Source organism: Lentisphaera araneosa HTCC2155, assembly GCF_000170755.1.
Classification (GTDB): domain Bacteria; phylum Verrucomicrobiota; class Lentisphaeria; order Lentisphaerales; family Lentisphaeraceae; genus Lentisphaera; species Lentisphaera araneosa.
Genome location: NZ_ABCK01000008.1, coordinates 66249 through 79433 on the forward strand (window position 1 = coordinate 66249; position 13185 = coordinate 79433).

General features: G+C 43.3%; 17 protein-coding genes. 14 read left to right on the forward strand and 3 right to left on the reverse strand.

The window, feature by feature from the left end; all coding sequences use genetic code 11:
• Genes dxr through LNTAR_RS10000 form a run of 4 tightly spaced genes read left to right on the forward strand, consistent with a single transcriptional unit; the run spans position 1 to position 3147 of the window.
• Positions 1 to 1161 (forward strand): 1-deoxy-D-xylulose-5-phosphate reductoisomerase, encoded by a 1161-nt coding sequence (dxr, locus tag LNTAR_RS09985; RefSeq protein WP_007278573.1) that lies wholly within the window; start codon positions 1 to 3, stop codon positions 1159 to 1161.
• Complete coding sequence (gene gmk / locus LNTAR_RS09990) at positions 1158 to 1781, forward strand: guanylate kinase (RefSeq protein ID WP_007278574.1); 624 nt, start codon at positions 1158 to 1160, stop codon at positions 1779 to 1781. The genes dxr and gmk overlap by 4 nt, the downstream gene beginning before the upstream one ends.
• Complete coding sequence (locus LNTAR_RS09995) at positions 1774 to 2301, forward strand: gamma carbonic anhydrase family protein (protein WP_007278575.1); 528 nt, start codon at positions 1774 to 1776, stop codon at positions 2299 to 2301. The genes gmk and LNTAR_RS09995 overlap by 8 nt, the downstream gene beginning before the upstream one ends.
• A 3-nt stretch (positions 2302 to 2304) precedes the next feature.
• Positions 2305 to 3147: a glutamate--tRNA ligase family protein gene (locus LNTAR_RS10000; RefSeq protein ID WP_040914668.1), complete on the forward strand. Its 843-nt coding sequence runs from the start codon at positions 2305 to 2307 to the stop codon at positions 3145 to 3147.
• Between the two features lie 345 nt (positions 3148 to 3492).
• Here the strand turns inward: LNTAR_RS10000 and LNTAR_RS10005 are convergent, their stop codons facing one another.
• Positions 3493 to 3915 (reverse strand): hypothetical protein, encoded by a 423-nt coding sequence (locus LNTAR_RS10005; protein ID WP_007278577.1) that lies wholly within the window; start codon positions 3913 to 3915, stop codon positions 3493 to 3495.
• A gap of 177 nt (positions 3916 to 4092) precedes the next feature.
• Here LNTAR_RS10005 and LNTAR_RS10010 point away from each other — a divergent pair, with 177 nt between their 5' ends.
• The 8 genes from LNTAR_RS10010 to rfbB all read left to right on the forward strand — a co-directional run bounded on the left by LNTAR_RS10010 (position 4093) and on the right by rfbB (position 10701).
• Positions 4093 to 4452, forward strand: coding sequence for a HopJ type III effector protein (locus LNTAR_RS10010; RefSeq protein ID WP_007278578.1), 360 nt, complete (start codon positions 4093 to 4095; stop codon positions 4450 to 4452).
• Between the two features lie 138 nt (positions 4453 to 4590).
• A complete protein-coding gene (gene rplM / locus LNTAR_RS10015; RefSeq protein WP_007278579.1) occupies positions 4591 to 5016 on the forward strand; it encodes a 50S ribosomal protein L13 in 426 nt (141 codons plus the stop codon).
• A gap of 10 nt (positions 5017 to 5026) precedes the next feature.
• Positions 5027 to 5419 carry a 30S ribosomal protein S9 gene (gene rpsI, locus LNTAR_RS10020; RefSeq protein WP_007278580.1) on the forward strand — a complete coding sequence of 131 codons (393 nt, stop codon included), beginning with the start codon at positions 5027 to 5029 and terminating at the stop codon, positions 5417 to 5419.
• Between the two features lie 87 nt (positions 5420 to 5506).
• On the forward strand, positions 5507 to 6550 hold the full coding sequence (argC, locus tag LNTAR_RS10025; protein WP_007278581.1) for an N-acetyl-gamma-glutamyl-phosphate reductase: 1044 nt from the start codon (positions 5507 to 5509) through the stop codon (positions 6548 to 6550).
• A 10-nt stretch (positions 6551 to 6560) separates the two neighbouring features.
• On the forward strand, positions 6561 to 7436 hold the full coding sequence (gene argB, locus LNTAR_RS10030) for an acetylglutamate kinase (protein ID WP_007278582.1): 876 nt from the start codon (positions 6561 to 6563) through the stop codon (positions 7434 to 7436).
• A gap of 9 nt (positions 7437 to 7445) precedes the next feature.
• The gene (locus tag LNTAR_RS10035) at positions 7446 to 8624 is read left to right on the forward strand and encodes an aspartate aminotransferase family protein (protein WP_007278583.1); all 1179 of its coding nucleotides are present in this window, start codon (positions 7446 to 7448) and stop codon (positions 8622 to 8624) included.
• Positions 8617 to 9516, forward strand: a complete 900-nt coding sequence (gene argF / locus LNTAR_RS10040; protein ID WP_007278584.1) for an ornithine carbamoyltransferase — start codon at positions 8617 to 8619, stop codon at positions 9514 to 9516. Before LNTAR_RS10035 ends, argF begins: the two co-directional genes overlap by 8 nt.
• A gap of 63 nt (positions 9517 to 9579) precedes the next feature.
• On the forward strand, positions 9580 to 10701 hold the full coding sequence (rfbB, locus tag LNTAR_RS10045; protein ID WP_007278585.1) for a dTDP-glucose 4,6-dehydratase: 1122 nt from the start codon (positions 9580 to 9582) through the stop codon (positions 10699 to 10701).
• 342 nt (positions 10702 to 11043) lie between these two features.
• Here rfbB and LNTAR_RS10050 read toward each other — a convergent pair whose 3' ends face one another.
• A complete protein-coding gene (locus tag LNTAR_RS10050) occupies positions 11044 to 11952 on the reverse strand; it encodes an IS3 family transposase (protein WP_157473474.1) in 909 nt (302 codons plus the stop codon).
• A gap of 47 nt (positions 11953 to 11999) precedes the next feature.
• Entirely contained in the window at positions 12000 to 12308 is a 309-nt protein-coding gene (locus tag LNTAR_RS10055; protein WP_007278587.1) for a transposase, read from the reverse strand.
• Between the two features lie 318 nt (positions 12309 to 12626).
• Between LNTAR_RS10055 and LNTAR_RS10060 the strand changes: the two genes are divergently transcribed.
• Positions 12627 to 12821 carry a hypothetical protein gene (locus LNTAR_RS10060; protein WP_007278588.1) on the forward strand — a complete coding sequence of 65 codons (195 nt, stop codon included), beginning with the start codon at positions 12627 to 12629 and terminating at the stop codon, positions 12819 to 12821.
• 37 nt (positions 12822 to 12858) lie between these two features.
• Positions 12859 to 13158 (forward strand): hypothetical protein, encoded by a 300-nt coding sequence (locus LNTAR_RS10065; protein ID WP_193363964.1) that lies wholly within the window; start codon positions 12859 to 12861, stop codon positions 13156 to 13158.
• Positions 13159 to 13185 lie beyond the last annotated feature (27 nt).

Below are 13185 nucleotides of genomic sequence, written 5' to 3' on the forward strand. Positions count from 1 at the left end.
ATGGCTAAGAAAAAAATTGTAATTCTCGGTGTAACTGGTTCGATCGGCCAGAGTACGCTTAAGGTTGTGCGTCATTTGCCCGATCAATTTGAGGTCGTGGGCGTGGCAGGCGGAAGTCGCTGGCAGGAAACTGCTCAGATCGCGAACGAATTTAAAGTTCCCTATGCCTCTGTTTCCAATGAAGCCGATTATGAAAAATTTAAGAGTGAACTAAAAAATTCTGAAGCTTTGCATGGCGAAGATGCGCTCACAAAAATGTGTACTTTGCCTGAAGTTGATTTAGTGCTTTGTGGTATTGTTGGCACAAGTGCGCTCATTCCCGTGTATGAAGCCGTGAAATTAGGTAAGACAATTGCCTTGGCAAGTAAAGAGATTTTAGTTGCGGCAGGTGAAGTTGTCATGGATACGGCTCATAAAAGCGGAGCTACAATTCTCCCAGTTGATAGTGAGCATAGTGCAATTTTTCAGTGTTTAGAAGGCAAGAAACCCAAAGATATTCGTCGCGTCATTCTCACTTGTAGTGGGGGACCATTTTTAAGACGAGAAGAAGGTTTTTGTTCCGTTGAAATTGGTGATGCACTCAAGCATCCGACTTGGGAGATGGGTAGAAAGATCACGATTGATTCAGCGAGTTTAATGAATAAGGCCTTGGAAGTTATTGAAGCGCGTTGGCTCTTTGATTTAGAACCAGATCAAGTGGATGTGGTCATTCACCCTCAGTCAATAGTTCACTCCATGGTTGAGTTTACCGATAATACAGTTCTCGCACAAATGAGTGAGAATGATATGGTCTTCCCAATTCAGTTTGCCATGACTTATCCCGAGCGTTTTTCGAGTAGCTTAAAGCCCATGGACTTTACTAAAGCCATGAGTTTAACTTTTGAGGGACCTGATCACGATCGTTTCCCCTCTTTGCGTTATGCGCATAAAGCCATGGATAGGGGCGGTGCGGCTCCCGCAATTCTCAATGCAGTAAATGAAGTGGCGGTGCACGCCTTTTTAGAAGAACGTATCAAGTTTTCAGCGATTTGGGATTTAATAAAATTATTTTTAGATAAAGCTGCCACTTATCCAGGTTCTAACTTAGAAGAGATTTTATCAGCTGATTCAAAAGTTCGTCTTGAAGCCGAGGCTTTAATTGCATCGGGAGTATATCAATGAGTCAGGGTGTAGCGATTATCATGTCAGGGCCGAGTGGAGCAGGTAAATCTACCGTTTGTCACATTTTACTTGAACAAGATGATAAGTTGAGTTTCTCAGTGAGTTGTACGACCCGTCAGCCCCGAGAAGGCGAGAAAAATTGTGTGGATTATCACTTTTTAAGCCGTGAAGAATTTGAGAGTCGTATTGCGGCTGGTGACTTACTGGAATACGCCGAAGTCCACGGCAATTATTATGGGACTTTAAAGTCGGCCGTTTTAGATCAAGTGAAGCAGGGTAAGTCTGTCTTGATAGATATTGACGTTCAAGGACAGCGGCTGATTCGCAAGGCTTGTGAAAGTGACGCGGAATTAGCTTCTGCTAGTGTGTTTGTTTTCTTTGCGCCACCTTCCTATCAAGAATTGGAAAGTCGCCTGCGCGGTCGTGGAACGGAGAATGAAGAATCTCTAAATAAGCGACTCAATAATGCCAAGGCGGAACTCGAAGCCTGGACGGAATATGATTATATGGTGGTTAACCATCAACCTCAGCAGGCTGCCTTGGAGTTGAAGGCTATTATTGACGCTGAAAAAGTAAAAGTTTCTAGAACTGATTTAGTTAAGGGCTGGCCTTATGTCTAATATTCGAGAGTATCAGGGGATCAAGCCTCAGTTAGGTAAAGATGTTTTGGTGGATGAAACAGCTGTGGTCATTGGTGACGTGGCCATTGGTGATCATGCGAGCATTTGGCCCACAACAGTGATTCGTGGTGATGTGAACTCGATTCGCATTGGCACGGGCACAAATATTCAGGATGCTTCTGTCTTGCATGTGACTCACAAAAATGCCGCCAATCCCGAAGGTTATCCACTTATCATTGGTGATAATGTAACTGTTGGCCACCGTGTCACTTTGCACGGATGTCATGTGGGTGATTACTGCTTCATTGGCATGGGAGCAATTATTATGGATGGCGCGATTTTACAAGAACGCGTCATGGTCGGAGCTGGAGCGCTAGTTACCCAAAATGCTCAGCTAGAATCGGGTTACCTTTATTTAGGTTCTCCGGCGAAGAAAGCTCGCCCGCTGAACGAAGAAGAATTGCAGTGGCTCGAGAAATCAGCAGATAACTATATTCGTTTTAAAAATACTTACCTCTAGATCATGAAGCCGCGAGGAAGATTGGCGCCGACTCCTTCGGGAGAGTTGCATTTAGGTCATGCCGCCAGTTTTTTGCGAGTTCAGCAAAGTATTCGAGAGAAAAACGGAACACTCATTTTACGTATCGAAGATGTGGATCGTTTGCGCTGTAAGCAAGAGTTTGTCGACTCATCCATCACAGCTTTAAAGAACTTGGGAATTACTTGGGAAGAGGGGCCCGATGTGGGGGGCGATTATGGTCCCTATACTCAGAGTCAGAAAACCGAGAGATATCAAGAAATCATACTCAAATTACGTGAGAAGGGGCTCGTTTATCCTTGCCCAATTTCGAGACGTCAATTGCGTCAGCACGGCTTTGATTTAGCTCATGGCGAGGCGCTCTTTCCGAAAGATTTAAGAGATTCTTGTGACCAGGTACCTGAAGACCCTTGGTCAATCAATTGGCGCTTTCGAGTTCCAGATGGGGAAGCCTTGAGCTTTTATGATCAAGAATTAAAGAAAGAGCTTTCTTTTGTCGCAGGTCAAGATTTTGGGGACTTTATTGTTTGGCGCCGCGATGGTATGGCGAGTTATGAGTTGTCAGTGGTCGTTGACGATCACGATATGCAAATTACTGAAGTGGTGAGGGGCGAAGATTTACTTTTGTCAACGGCGCGTCAATTACTGATCTATCGCAGTTTTGCTTGGCAGGAACCCGTATTTGGTCATTGTCCGATCCTCAAAGATGATGAGGGTGAAAAAATGGCAAAGACAAAAGGCTCGCGATCTTTGAAAAGTATTTTTGAAGAAGGACGTGATTGGAAACAAATGCTTCGCGATTGCGGACTCGGCAAAGTCCTCGACTAGTTTTTGCCTCGGATCCACCTTCAAAGTAGTTCATGAGTCAATGGCTTTATGGGTTTTATCAATTCAAAATTAAGCATTAAAAATTTAAAATTGAAGCGTAGCGCCTCCTCCCATCCACTTTCTTCTATCTTCCAAACTCACATCCTTAGTGCAAAGCACGTCAACTCAGGCCACGGGCCGTTAACTCAGTACGGAGTGCGTCAACTCAGACCGCAGGCCGTTAGCTTAGCACGAAGTACGTCAACTCAGGCCTCATGCCGTCTACTCAGACCACAGGCCGTTAGCTTAGCACGTAGTGCGTCTACTCAGACCGCAGGTCGTCAACTCAGTGCAAAGCACGTCAATTTAATTCGAAACTTCTTCGGCACCTTGCGTCGCGAGATGAGCCACGAGTTCATTGGCGAGGTCGGCAAAAAGGGTGCCGTCGTTGAAGGCTTTGGCGCCTAGGAGCATGGCTTGGACTTGAGTGGCAACGGGGCCACATTTAATTGTCACTGTAGGGGTTTTAGTCTGTGGATCAACACTCCACTTTGAGATGTAGGAGCTAGCGAGCATACGACTAAAAACGGCGCCCCACTGAATAGCGATACTATTCTCGAGTTCGCGAGGGGTTCCCTCGGGCCACTTCTCTTTAATGGCGTAATCACGTGCTTCGTCGAGTTGGCAGATTTCTTCGAGAACGTAGTTCCATTGAGCTTCGTAATTAATTTCTTTGCATAGCTTTAAGAATTTTTCACATTCCTTATTGATGTATTCTTCTGGGCTCATATTCTTGTCCTGCTGTCAATAAATTATAATATTCAACCATTATAAAATTGAGCTTTCTTTATACAAGTGAAAAAAGTGAACAAATAAGTTGTTTAAAATGAAAGCCTAAGTATTATGAAAAATCTGTTAAGTTAAAGCTTGTGAAGCTGAGAGAAAAATGAAGATTAAGGAACTAAGATGAAACTTCAAGAGTTTTTAGATAAAGTCAAAAGTCGCCCTAAGAAAATTGAGTTCGTAGAAACGATGGAAGTGATTGAAAGTTACTACGATTTCACCGAAGTAACTTTCGAGAATGGTGAGTTGGTGAATTGCTCTGGTGAAAACAATGGCTCATGCAAAGTTTTTTCATTCGCTCAAATGCATGATTTATCAAAAGATGAGACTTTAGCCCTCTTCGGGATCTATTACCGCGCTGATGTATTGACTTACCCCGAAGGTGAAGACCATCCAAATATTCGTCAATTTATGAAGTCGGGTTGGGATGGAATTAAATACGCTGGACAAGCTTTAAGTCTCAAGGCGAAAGCTGGAGCTTAAACCCCACCCAAAATAACTTATCTTATTTAACTCGACTGAGTTGACAAGTAAGGGAATCAAATTATGGTTGGGTTCTCGTTTTTTAGCCTGTGCTAAAAGACATTTTAAATTATTGAAAACAACTGGATACAAGATACAATGAAAACTTACCTTCCAAAAGCCTCAGAATTTGAGCGCAAATGGCTTGTGTTTGATGCCGAAGAGCAAGTGCTTGGTAGACTGGCTGTTAGAATCGCTGACGCATTACGCGGCAAAGATGAGCCTACATACACACCTCACATGGATTGTGGTGCTAACGTTATCGTTATCAACGCAGACAAAGTAAAACTTACTGGTAGAAAAGAAACAGAAAAAACTTACATCGGTCACACTGGCTGGGTTGGTGGTCAAACTGTTACGACTCCAGAAGAAGTAAGAGCTAAAGATTCTACTCGTTTAGTTCTTTGGGCTGTTAAAGGCATGTTAGATGATGGCCGTTTAGGTCGTAGTCTTTTCAAGAAGCTTCACGTCTACACTGGAGCAGAACACCCACACGAGGCTCAAAAGCCCGTTAAAGTAAACTAAGAGAGTCGTTATGTCTAAAGAAGAAATTTGGGGTACAGGACGTCGTAAAAGTGCTGTGGCTCGTGTTAAGCTCACAAAAGGCAGTGGTGTTATCACTGTAAACAAGCAAAAACTTGAAGATTATTTCCCGCAAGAACAATTGCGCAACTACTTAGCTCAGCCTATCCAAGTAACGGGTACAGAAGGTCAATTCGACCTCCTTATCAACGTTAATGGTGGTGGTAAAGTAGGTCAAGCCGGTGCATTACGCCACGGTATTGCTCGTGCAATCCTTGCTTATGATGAAAGTGCTCGTCCAGTACTCAAGCAAAGCGGTCTCTTGACTCGTAACGCTCGTGTTAAAGAACGTCAGAAACCAGGTCAGCCTGGCGCACGTAAACGCTTCCAGTTCTCTAAGCGTTAAGCGAAGTTCATCCTTCATGGAGCCCCGAGCTTTCGCTTTGGGGCTCTTTTTGTTTTTATCAGATAAGTTTAAATTAAGGTTTATAAAATGAGCGATCATCAGGTCGGTAAAATTAAGGCAGCTATTGTAGGTGCTAGCGGGTATAGCGGTGAAGAATTATTGAGATTGCTTTTTAGGCATGATCAAGTGGATATTGTGTGCGTTACTTCACGCCAGTATGCCGGCCGACCCGTGGGAGATGTCTTCCCTCGTTTTACAGGACTCGATTTAAACTTTTCTTCTCCGTCAATTGATGAAATTGCGGAAAGCGCCGATGTGGCTTTTTTAGCCTTGCCACATGGTGTCTCAGCAGAATTTGCGATTCCCTTAGTAGAGAAGGGTGTTAAAGTCATTGATATTTCAGCTGACTTCCGTCTCAAATCTACTGAGAAATACCTCGAATACTACAATGCCGAACACCCTGCACCAGAACTTTTAAAGAAAGCCGTGTATGGAGCTCCCGAGCGCAGAAAAGAAGCGATTAAAAACGCTGACCTCGTCGCCTGTCCAGGATGTTACCCCACGAGTATTACACTTCCTTTAGTTCCTTTGCTCAAAGCGGGGCTGATTTCTAGCGAAGGCATTATCTCGAGTTCGATGTCGGGTGTGAGTGGTGCTGGTCGTAAAGTTGACTTGCCGTTTATCTTCCCCGAATGTAACGAGAGTGTGCGTCCCTATGGCGTAGTGGGTCACCGTCACCTTCCAGAAATTGAGCAAGAGCTTGCCGAAGCAGCTGGTGTTGATGATGTGGCGATTAATTTCATCCCACACCTGGTGCCAACTAACCGTGGGATTCACTCGACGATTATCGCTAAACTCAAAGACGGTGTTTCAGCTGATCAAATCCGTGAAGCTTGGAATAGCTCTTATGCCGACGCTCCTTTTGTGAGAGTCTTGCCGGCAGGACGTTTAGCCGATACGAAGAATGTGACTTTAACGAATTACTGTGAAATTGCCTGTGCGACTGATGCGCATACGGGCAATGTGATCTTGAGTTCCGCTATTGATAACTTAACCAAAGGCGCAGCGGGCCAAGCAGTACAAAATATGAATATAGTTTTTGGCTTTGATGAAAAAGCCGGCCTTTTATAGGAAAAACCTTATGGAAAAAACAATAGAGAAAGCAGCCTTGTTGATGGAGGCTCTGCCTTACATTCAAGAATTTCGCGACGAAATCGTCGTGGTGAAATTTGGCGGCAGCGCGATGGAAAAACCCGAAATTATCGAAGCGGTTTTACGTGACGTTGTGCTTATGGAATGCATTGGTATGCGTCCTGTGATTGTTCACGGCGGTGGTAAAGCGATTTCCGCAAAACTTGAGACCATGGGTTTAGAAGTGAAGCGAACGGGTGGTATGCGCCATACTTGTGAGGTCACGATCGACGTAGTCGACGATGTTTTACATAACGAAGTCAATAGTCACTTGCTCGAACTTTTAGCGAAGCATAAAGCTAAAGCTCAACGCGTTTCCGGTAAAGATATCCTGATGGCTGAAAAATTATTTGTGAAAGATCCTGAAACGGGTGAAGATGTGGACGTCGGTTTTGTTGGCAATGTTAGCAATGTTGATGCCGAATACATTCACGAGATCATTGAAGCGGGAGTTATTCCCGTTATTGCGCCTCTCGCAAAAGATAAAAAGGGCCATGTTTACAATATCAATGCCGATATTGCGGCTGCCAAGATCGCCGAATCCATTCAGGCGCGCAAGCTCGTTTATCTTTCCGATGTCCCTGGCCTTTTAAGTGACCCTAAAGATGAAAGTACTTTGATTCATACCATCAAGGTGCACGAAGTGGAAGAATATATTGCCGACGGAACGATTTCGGGTGGAATGCTGCCGAAGATTCTCAGTGCAGTAGAAGCGTTGAAAGTCGGAACGAAAAAAGTCCACATGATTGATGGACGTATGCAACACTCACTTTTACTTGAAATTTTTACTGATAGTGGTGTTGGAACAGAGATTTTAGCTGACTAGGAGAAAGTCATGACAATTAGAGAAAAATACGAAGAGTATATCTTGGGCACTTATAAGCCTTCGATTTTATTTGAAAAAGGTGAGGGTTCTTACCTTTGGGATGAAACAGGTAAGAAATACCTCGATTGCTCTTCTGGAATCAGTGTTTGTAATGTGGGTCACGCTCACCCTGCGGTAGCGAAAGCAATTGCGGATCAAGCGACTCAACTTTTACATGTATCAAATATCTTTATGACCGCAAATGCTCCCTTGCTCGCTGAGAAAATTTCTAAGGCCAGCTTTGGTGGCAAAGTCTTTTTTGCCAATAGTGGTGCAGAGGCCAATGAGGGTATTATTAAATTTGCGCGTAAATGGGGTTCTGAGCAAGGACGCAACGAAATTATTTGCATGGAAGATTCTTTCCATGGTCGTACCTTAGCAGCTCTAGCAGCCACGGGACGTGCGCAATACAGAGTTGGTTTTGGTCCCGATCTTCAAGGCTTTCATCACGTGCCTTATGGCGACATAGAAGCAATCAAATCAAAGCTGACGGATAAAACGGCTGCGATTATGCTCGAAACAGTTTTAGGTGAGGGTGGTGTAAAGCCTGCCGAACCAGCATTCATTCAAGCGGTGCGTGATCTTTGTGATCAAGAAGGCATTCTCATGATGTGCGATGAAGTCCAAACGGGCATGGGTCGTACGGGCAAGATGTTCGGTTACCAGAATTTTGGTGTTGAGCCAGATGTGATGTCCATGGCGAAAGCTCTGGGCAATGGCATGCCCATTGGTGCTTTAGAAGTTCAGAAGAAATACGAAGGCATTCTCGTTCCCGGTACACATGCGACAACTTTTGGTGGGACTCCACTAGCTTGCTCAGCGGGCTTAGCTGTATTTGATGTTTTCGAAGAAGAAAATGTTCTTGAGAACTGCAATAAGCAAGGTGCTAAATTCATGCAGGCTTTCAATGAAATGAAAGCTAAATATGACTTTGTTTCTGATGTGCGTGGCTTGGGTCTCATGATTGGCATTGATGTTGAAATTCCAACTGCGGATGTTCTCAACAAAGCAACTGAGAAAGGCTTAGTTCTTTTAACTGCAGGAACAAAAACCATACGCCTCCTTCCAATGCTCAATATTACTGATGCTGAAGTTGATCAGGCAATCCAAATTATAAGTGAAATTTTCCAGGAGTTGAATCATGGCTAAAGACTTGATGAATTTATTAGACCTCACGAAAGAGGAATTAAGAGAAGTTTTAGATCTAGCACATAAATATCGCGAAGATCGCACTTTGGATAACACTTCCTTGTCGGGCAAAACCATTGGCCTCATCTTTCTGAAAAACTCAACGCGTACTCGCGTTTCTTTTGAAGCCGGCGTAAATCAGCTTGGTGGCTACCCCATGTTTATGGATCAAAATAGCCTACAGCTTGGTCGTGGTGAATCTTTTGCGGATACCGCAAAAGTCCTTAGTCGTTACCTCGATGGCATTGTTATTCGCGGTCATGAACACGAAAACATAAAAGCGTTTGCGGATGCCTGCACAATTCCAGTGATCAATGCACTTACCGATACTTTTCACCCCTGCCAACTCTTAGCAGATATGCAACTCATCGAAGCTACGAGTGGCAAACTCGAAGGCATCAAAGTGGCCTTCATGGGTGACTGTGCTTCTAATATGGCACTTTCGTGGATCTACGCGGCTCATTTAACGGGTATGGAACTCACTCTCGGTGGTCCTGAAGGTTACTTGCCTCCGCAAGAATTCTTAGATTCCATTGGCAATCCAAGCAATATTCGAGTAACCACCGATGCAAAAGCAGCTGCTGCTGGTGTGGATTATATCTACACAGATGTTTGGGTAAGTATGGGTTTTGAAGAAGAAGCAAAAGATCGCCTTGCGAGCTTCGCACCTTATCAAGTCAATATGGATTTGCTCTCAGTGGCAAAAACTGACGTTAAAGTCATGCACTGCCTACCCGCTTATCGTGACAAGGAAGTTTCAGCAGAAGTTATTGACGGACCTCATTCGATAATTTGGGATCAGGCAGAAAATCGCCTCCACGCACAAAAAGCAGTGATGAAACTCAAGTTTTAATCTAGTGCTGCTTCCTCTGTGGAGTTGCTAAAATTAGTCTAAATTCAAGGCGGGATATAAGATATGAAAATAATTGTAACTGGTGGTGCGGGTTTCATTGGTTCGGCAGTGATTCGAAATTTGATTGAGAATACAAATGATGAAGTCCTCAATCTCGATAAATTAACTTATGCAGGGAACTTAGAATCTTTGACTTCGGTTGAGAACTCTGAGCGTTACCACTTTGCGCAAGTGGATATCTGTGACCGTGAAGCTGTTGAAAAAGTTTTTGAAGCTTTTCAGCCCGATATTATCATGCATTTGGCAGCAGAGTCTCATGTGGATCGTTCGATAGATGGCCCAGGTGAGTTCATGCAAACGAATATTATTGGGACATACACTCTTCTTGAGGTCGCTAGGAAGTATTGGGAGGCTTTGCCTTCGCGAAAGGTGACAGGTGACAGGGATCAGGTGTCAGAAAGTACAAAAAAAGCTTTTCGCTTCCACCATATTTCAACAGATGAAGTCTATGGTGATTTAGAGGGGCCAGAAGATCTTTTTAGAGAAGATACTCCTTATGCACCAAGTTCCCCTTATTCAGCGTCAAAGGCTTCGTCGGATCATTTAGTACGTGCGTGGAACCGTACTTATGGTTTGCCAGTAGTGATCACAAATTGCTCAAATAATTATGGTCCTTATCACTTCCCAGAGAAACTCATTCCTTTAGTGACGCTTAATGCTTTAGCCCAAAAAGATTTACCAGTTTATGGAGATGGTAAACAGATTCGCGACTGGCTCTATGTTGATGATCACGCTCGCGCCCTCTGCTTGGTAGCCAAAAAAGGCTCTAATGGCGAAACTTATAATATCGGTGGGCATAACGAGAAGCAAAATATTGAAGTAGTGAAAACCATCTGTTCTATTCTTGACGAGCTCGCACCTCTTTCAGAGAATTCATCAATTCAAAATTCAGAATTAAAAATTAAAAATTACGAAGACTTAATTGTCTTCGTCAAGGATCGTCCCGGTCATGACCTGCGTTATGCGATTGACGCCGATAAGATTGAGCGCGATCTTGGATGGACACCAGAAGAAACTTTTGAGTCAGGTATACGCAAGACAGTTGAGTGGTATCTCGCTAATAAAGATTCTTGGTGCAAAAATGTTCTCGATGGATCCTATCAGATGGAGCGTTTGGGGCATTAGGACGGAACGACGTTCCTGAGTTGACGGCCTGCGGCCTGAGTTGACGGCCTGTGGCCTGAGTTGACGGCCTGCGTGCTAGTGGAGGCTGGAAGGTGGAGATTGGAGGCTGGAAGGTGGAGATTGGAAATTGGAAATTGGAAATTGGATCGCGCTACGCGCTGATGGAAAGCGGGTAAGTATATGGGGATAAGGGTATATGTGAGGATGAGTAAACCCCTGAACCCCTAAACCCCTGAACGGACTTGGATATTGGAGGGCGAAAAGTGGAGATTAGTGTGCTGCTTCAGCGGGAATTAGACAGTTGCCCACTTTCTCTTAGTTGAGATTACTCACATTAGTGGCTTATGAAGCTTCTGCAAAGAATTCTAATCTACGAATTTTTGCATCAGCAAGTTTTCTGCGTCTTTCTTGTATAATGCTCACATCCTTCCCATTGAGCTTATCCTTTGGAGCGATGAAACCAATAGCGCTATGCAGGCGTGTGTTATTGTAATAGTCAACATACTGATCGACAACTCTCCTGGCATCTTCTACACTCAGAGGCGTTAAAGGTCTTATAGATCCATTCTTCAAAGTAAAATGAAAACGTTCTATTTTTCCATTACTCTGGGGATAATATGGTGAGGTTCGAACATGAGTAAGACCATGACAGGCAATGAATTTTTTAAATTCCTGTCCTGTATACTGAGAACCATTGTCAGTAATAATCCTAGGCCTTGCTTCTGGGAACTTTTCTAAAGCTCGTTTTACAACTATTTCAGCATCTTGCTCATTCATCGATTCTCTGATTTCCCAGTGAAGTAAACAACGACTATAACCATCTAAAACACCAATGAAGAAGTAGAATCTCTTATTGATCTTCACATACGAAATATCTGTATGCCAGTGTTCATGAGCTTGTAATGGTTGCTCAAATCCATTTCCTTTAGTGGATTTCTTTGTAGCTTTAGTACGCATGAGTTCTGCATCTGATAAAATACGATAAACAGAGGAAGAGCTCATATACGCAACATTTTCATCAATCATCATATATGTCACTGCTCGGTAGCCTTCTTGACGATGAGACTGATAATATTCAATGACAGCACGTCTTTCATCTTCAGTAATGCAAAAATCTTTGGGCTGTTTACCATTATGCTGATTGGCCTTACCTTTTCGTTTTTTCCATTGATAGAATTTGCTCGGGTGAAGAGCTAAACTTTTGAGCATGCTGCGCAGGTCGATTTGCGTCCGTTCATGCCACTTATACAGATATTTAACGACCTGATCTCGAACTTCTTTACTAACCCAAGTTCCGTTTAGATCAGGCCACGTTTCTTTTTTAAGTTTAGATTCTCCGCCACGAGTTCAGCTATAACATCATTTTTCTGTGAAGTTGTCGCCTTGAGTTGACTGTTCTCTTTTTCTGCCTTCTTTAAATTACTATCATCATCCTTGGTGAATGCTCGAGAACCATTTTCAAAAAACTCTTTTTGCCAACGATAAAATAGAGTCGTTGTAATATTCAGTTCATCACAAATATCAGATACAGGAGTTTGCTCAAGTAGGTGTTTACGAATGGCAACAACTTTCTGTTCTGCACTAAAATAACGGCGTTTCTTAGACATAATTTTTTCCTTTTCGGAGGGTTACGATTTTAAAGTAACTCAACTAAGAAAAAAAGGGATGTGTCCTATTTCAACTGAAGCGCAACATTAGATCGCGCTAGGTGCTGATGGAAGGGGGATAAGTATATGGGGATAAGGGTAGATGTGAGGGTGAGTAAACCCCTGAACCCCTGAACGGACTTGGAGATTGGAGGCCGGAAGGTGGAGGTTGGAAGGTGGAGGTTGGATCGCGCTAGGCGCTGATTTTAGATGAGTGTACTTTTGAATTAGCTGTGGTACATTTAGTCAATTAGGCATAATGATGAAGGCTGATGAATAATGGAAAGACGTATACGTGTTGGGAAAATAGAAGATCAAGATGATTTTCGAAGAGCTGATATATCTCAATTAAGTGGCAATGAGCGAGTTGCGATGTTGATTCAAATGCAGTCACGTTATTTACGTTGGGATCTTCATTCAAAAATGGAAAAAGTGGGACGCTTAAAAAGAAAGAACTTCCAAGATGTTCCCTAGTAGTTTATCAGAGGACATGTTGGACCTTTTGCGACTCTTGCAAAAAAATGAAGTGGAGTTTCTCGTTTGTGGTGGGCATGCAGTTTGCTTTTATGGTTTTCCTCGAATGACAATGGATTTTGATCTATTAATTAAACCAAATGCAGTGAATGCTGAGCGCCTTATGCAAAGTTTATTAGAGTTTGGCTTTGGCGCTGTTAAGGAACTTAAGAAAGAGTTGTTTTGTCAAAGAGGTACAGTCTTTACTCTAGGGGCACAGCCTAATCAAATCGATTTATTAACATCAGTCAGTAGTCAGAATGAGGAAGAGGTTTTTTCTCATCAAGTATTAGGGTAGGTGCTAGGCTCGAATTTTAAATTTTTA

Excerpts from the sequence above, each read along its gene's own strand:
- dxr (WP_007278573.1), top strand. The coding sequence starts at position 1 with ATGGCTAAGAAAAAAATTGTAATTCTCGGTGTAACTGGTTCGATCGGC.
- gmk (WP_007278574.1), top strand. The coding sequence starts at position 1,158 with ATGAGTCAGGGTGTAGCGATTATCATGTCAGGGCCGAGTGGAGCAGGT.
- LNTAR_RS09995 (WP_007278575.1), top strand. The coding sequence starts at position 1,774 with ATGTCTAATATTCGAGAGTATCAGGGGATCAAGCCTCAGTTAGGTAAA.
- LNTAR_RS10000 (WP_040914668.1), top strand. The coding sequence starts at position 2,305 with ATGAAGCCGCGAGGAAGATTGGCGCCGACTCCTTCGGGAGAGTTGCAT.
- LNTAR_RS10005 (WP_007278577.1), bottom strand. The coding sequence starts at position 3,915 with ATGAGCCCAGAAGAATACATCAATAAGGAATGTGAAAAATTCTTAAAG.
- LNTAR_RS10010 (WP_007278578.1), top strand. The coding sequence starts at position 4,093 with ATGAAACTTCAAGAGTTTTTAGATAAAGTCAAAAGTCGCCCTAAGAAA.
- rplM (WP_007278579.1), top strand. The coding sequence starts at position 4,591 with ATGAAAACTTACCTTCCAAAAGCCTCAGAATTTGAGCGCAAATGGCTT.
- rpsI (WP_007278580.1), top strand. The coding sequence starts at position 5,027 with ATGTCTAAAGAAGAAATTTGGGGTACAGGACGTCGTAAAAGTGCTGTG.
- argC (WP_007278581.1), top strand. The coding sequence starts at position 5,507 with ATGAGCGATCATCAGGTCGGTAAAATTAAGGCAGCTATTGTAGGTGCT.
- argB (WP_007278582.1), top strand. The coding sequence starts at position 6,561 with ATGGAAAAAACAATAGAGAAAGCAGCCTTGTTGATGGAGGCTCTGCCT.
- LNTAR_RS10035 (WP_007278583.1), top strand. The coding sequence starts at position 7,446 with ATGACAATTAGAGAAAAATACGAAGAGTATATCTTGGGCACTTATAAG.
- argF (WP_007278584.1), top strand. The coding sequence starts at position 8,617 with ATGGCTAAAGACTTGATGAATTTATTAGACCTCACGAAAGAGGAATTA.
- rfbB (WP_007278585.1), top strand. The coding sequence starts at position 9,580 with ATGAAAATAATTGTAACTGGTGGTGCGGGTTTCATTGGTTCGGCAGTG.
- LNTAR_RS10055 (WP_007278587.1), bottom strand. The coding sequence starts at position 12,308 with ATGTCTAAGAAACGCCGTTATTTTAGTGCAGAACAGAAAGTTGTTGCC.
- LNTAR_RS10060 (WP_007278588.1), top strand. The coding sequence starts at position 12,627 with ATGGAAAGACGTATACGTGTTGGGAAAATAGAAGATCAAGATGATTTT.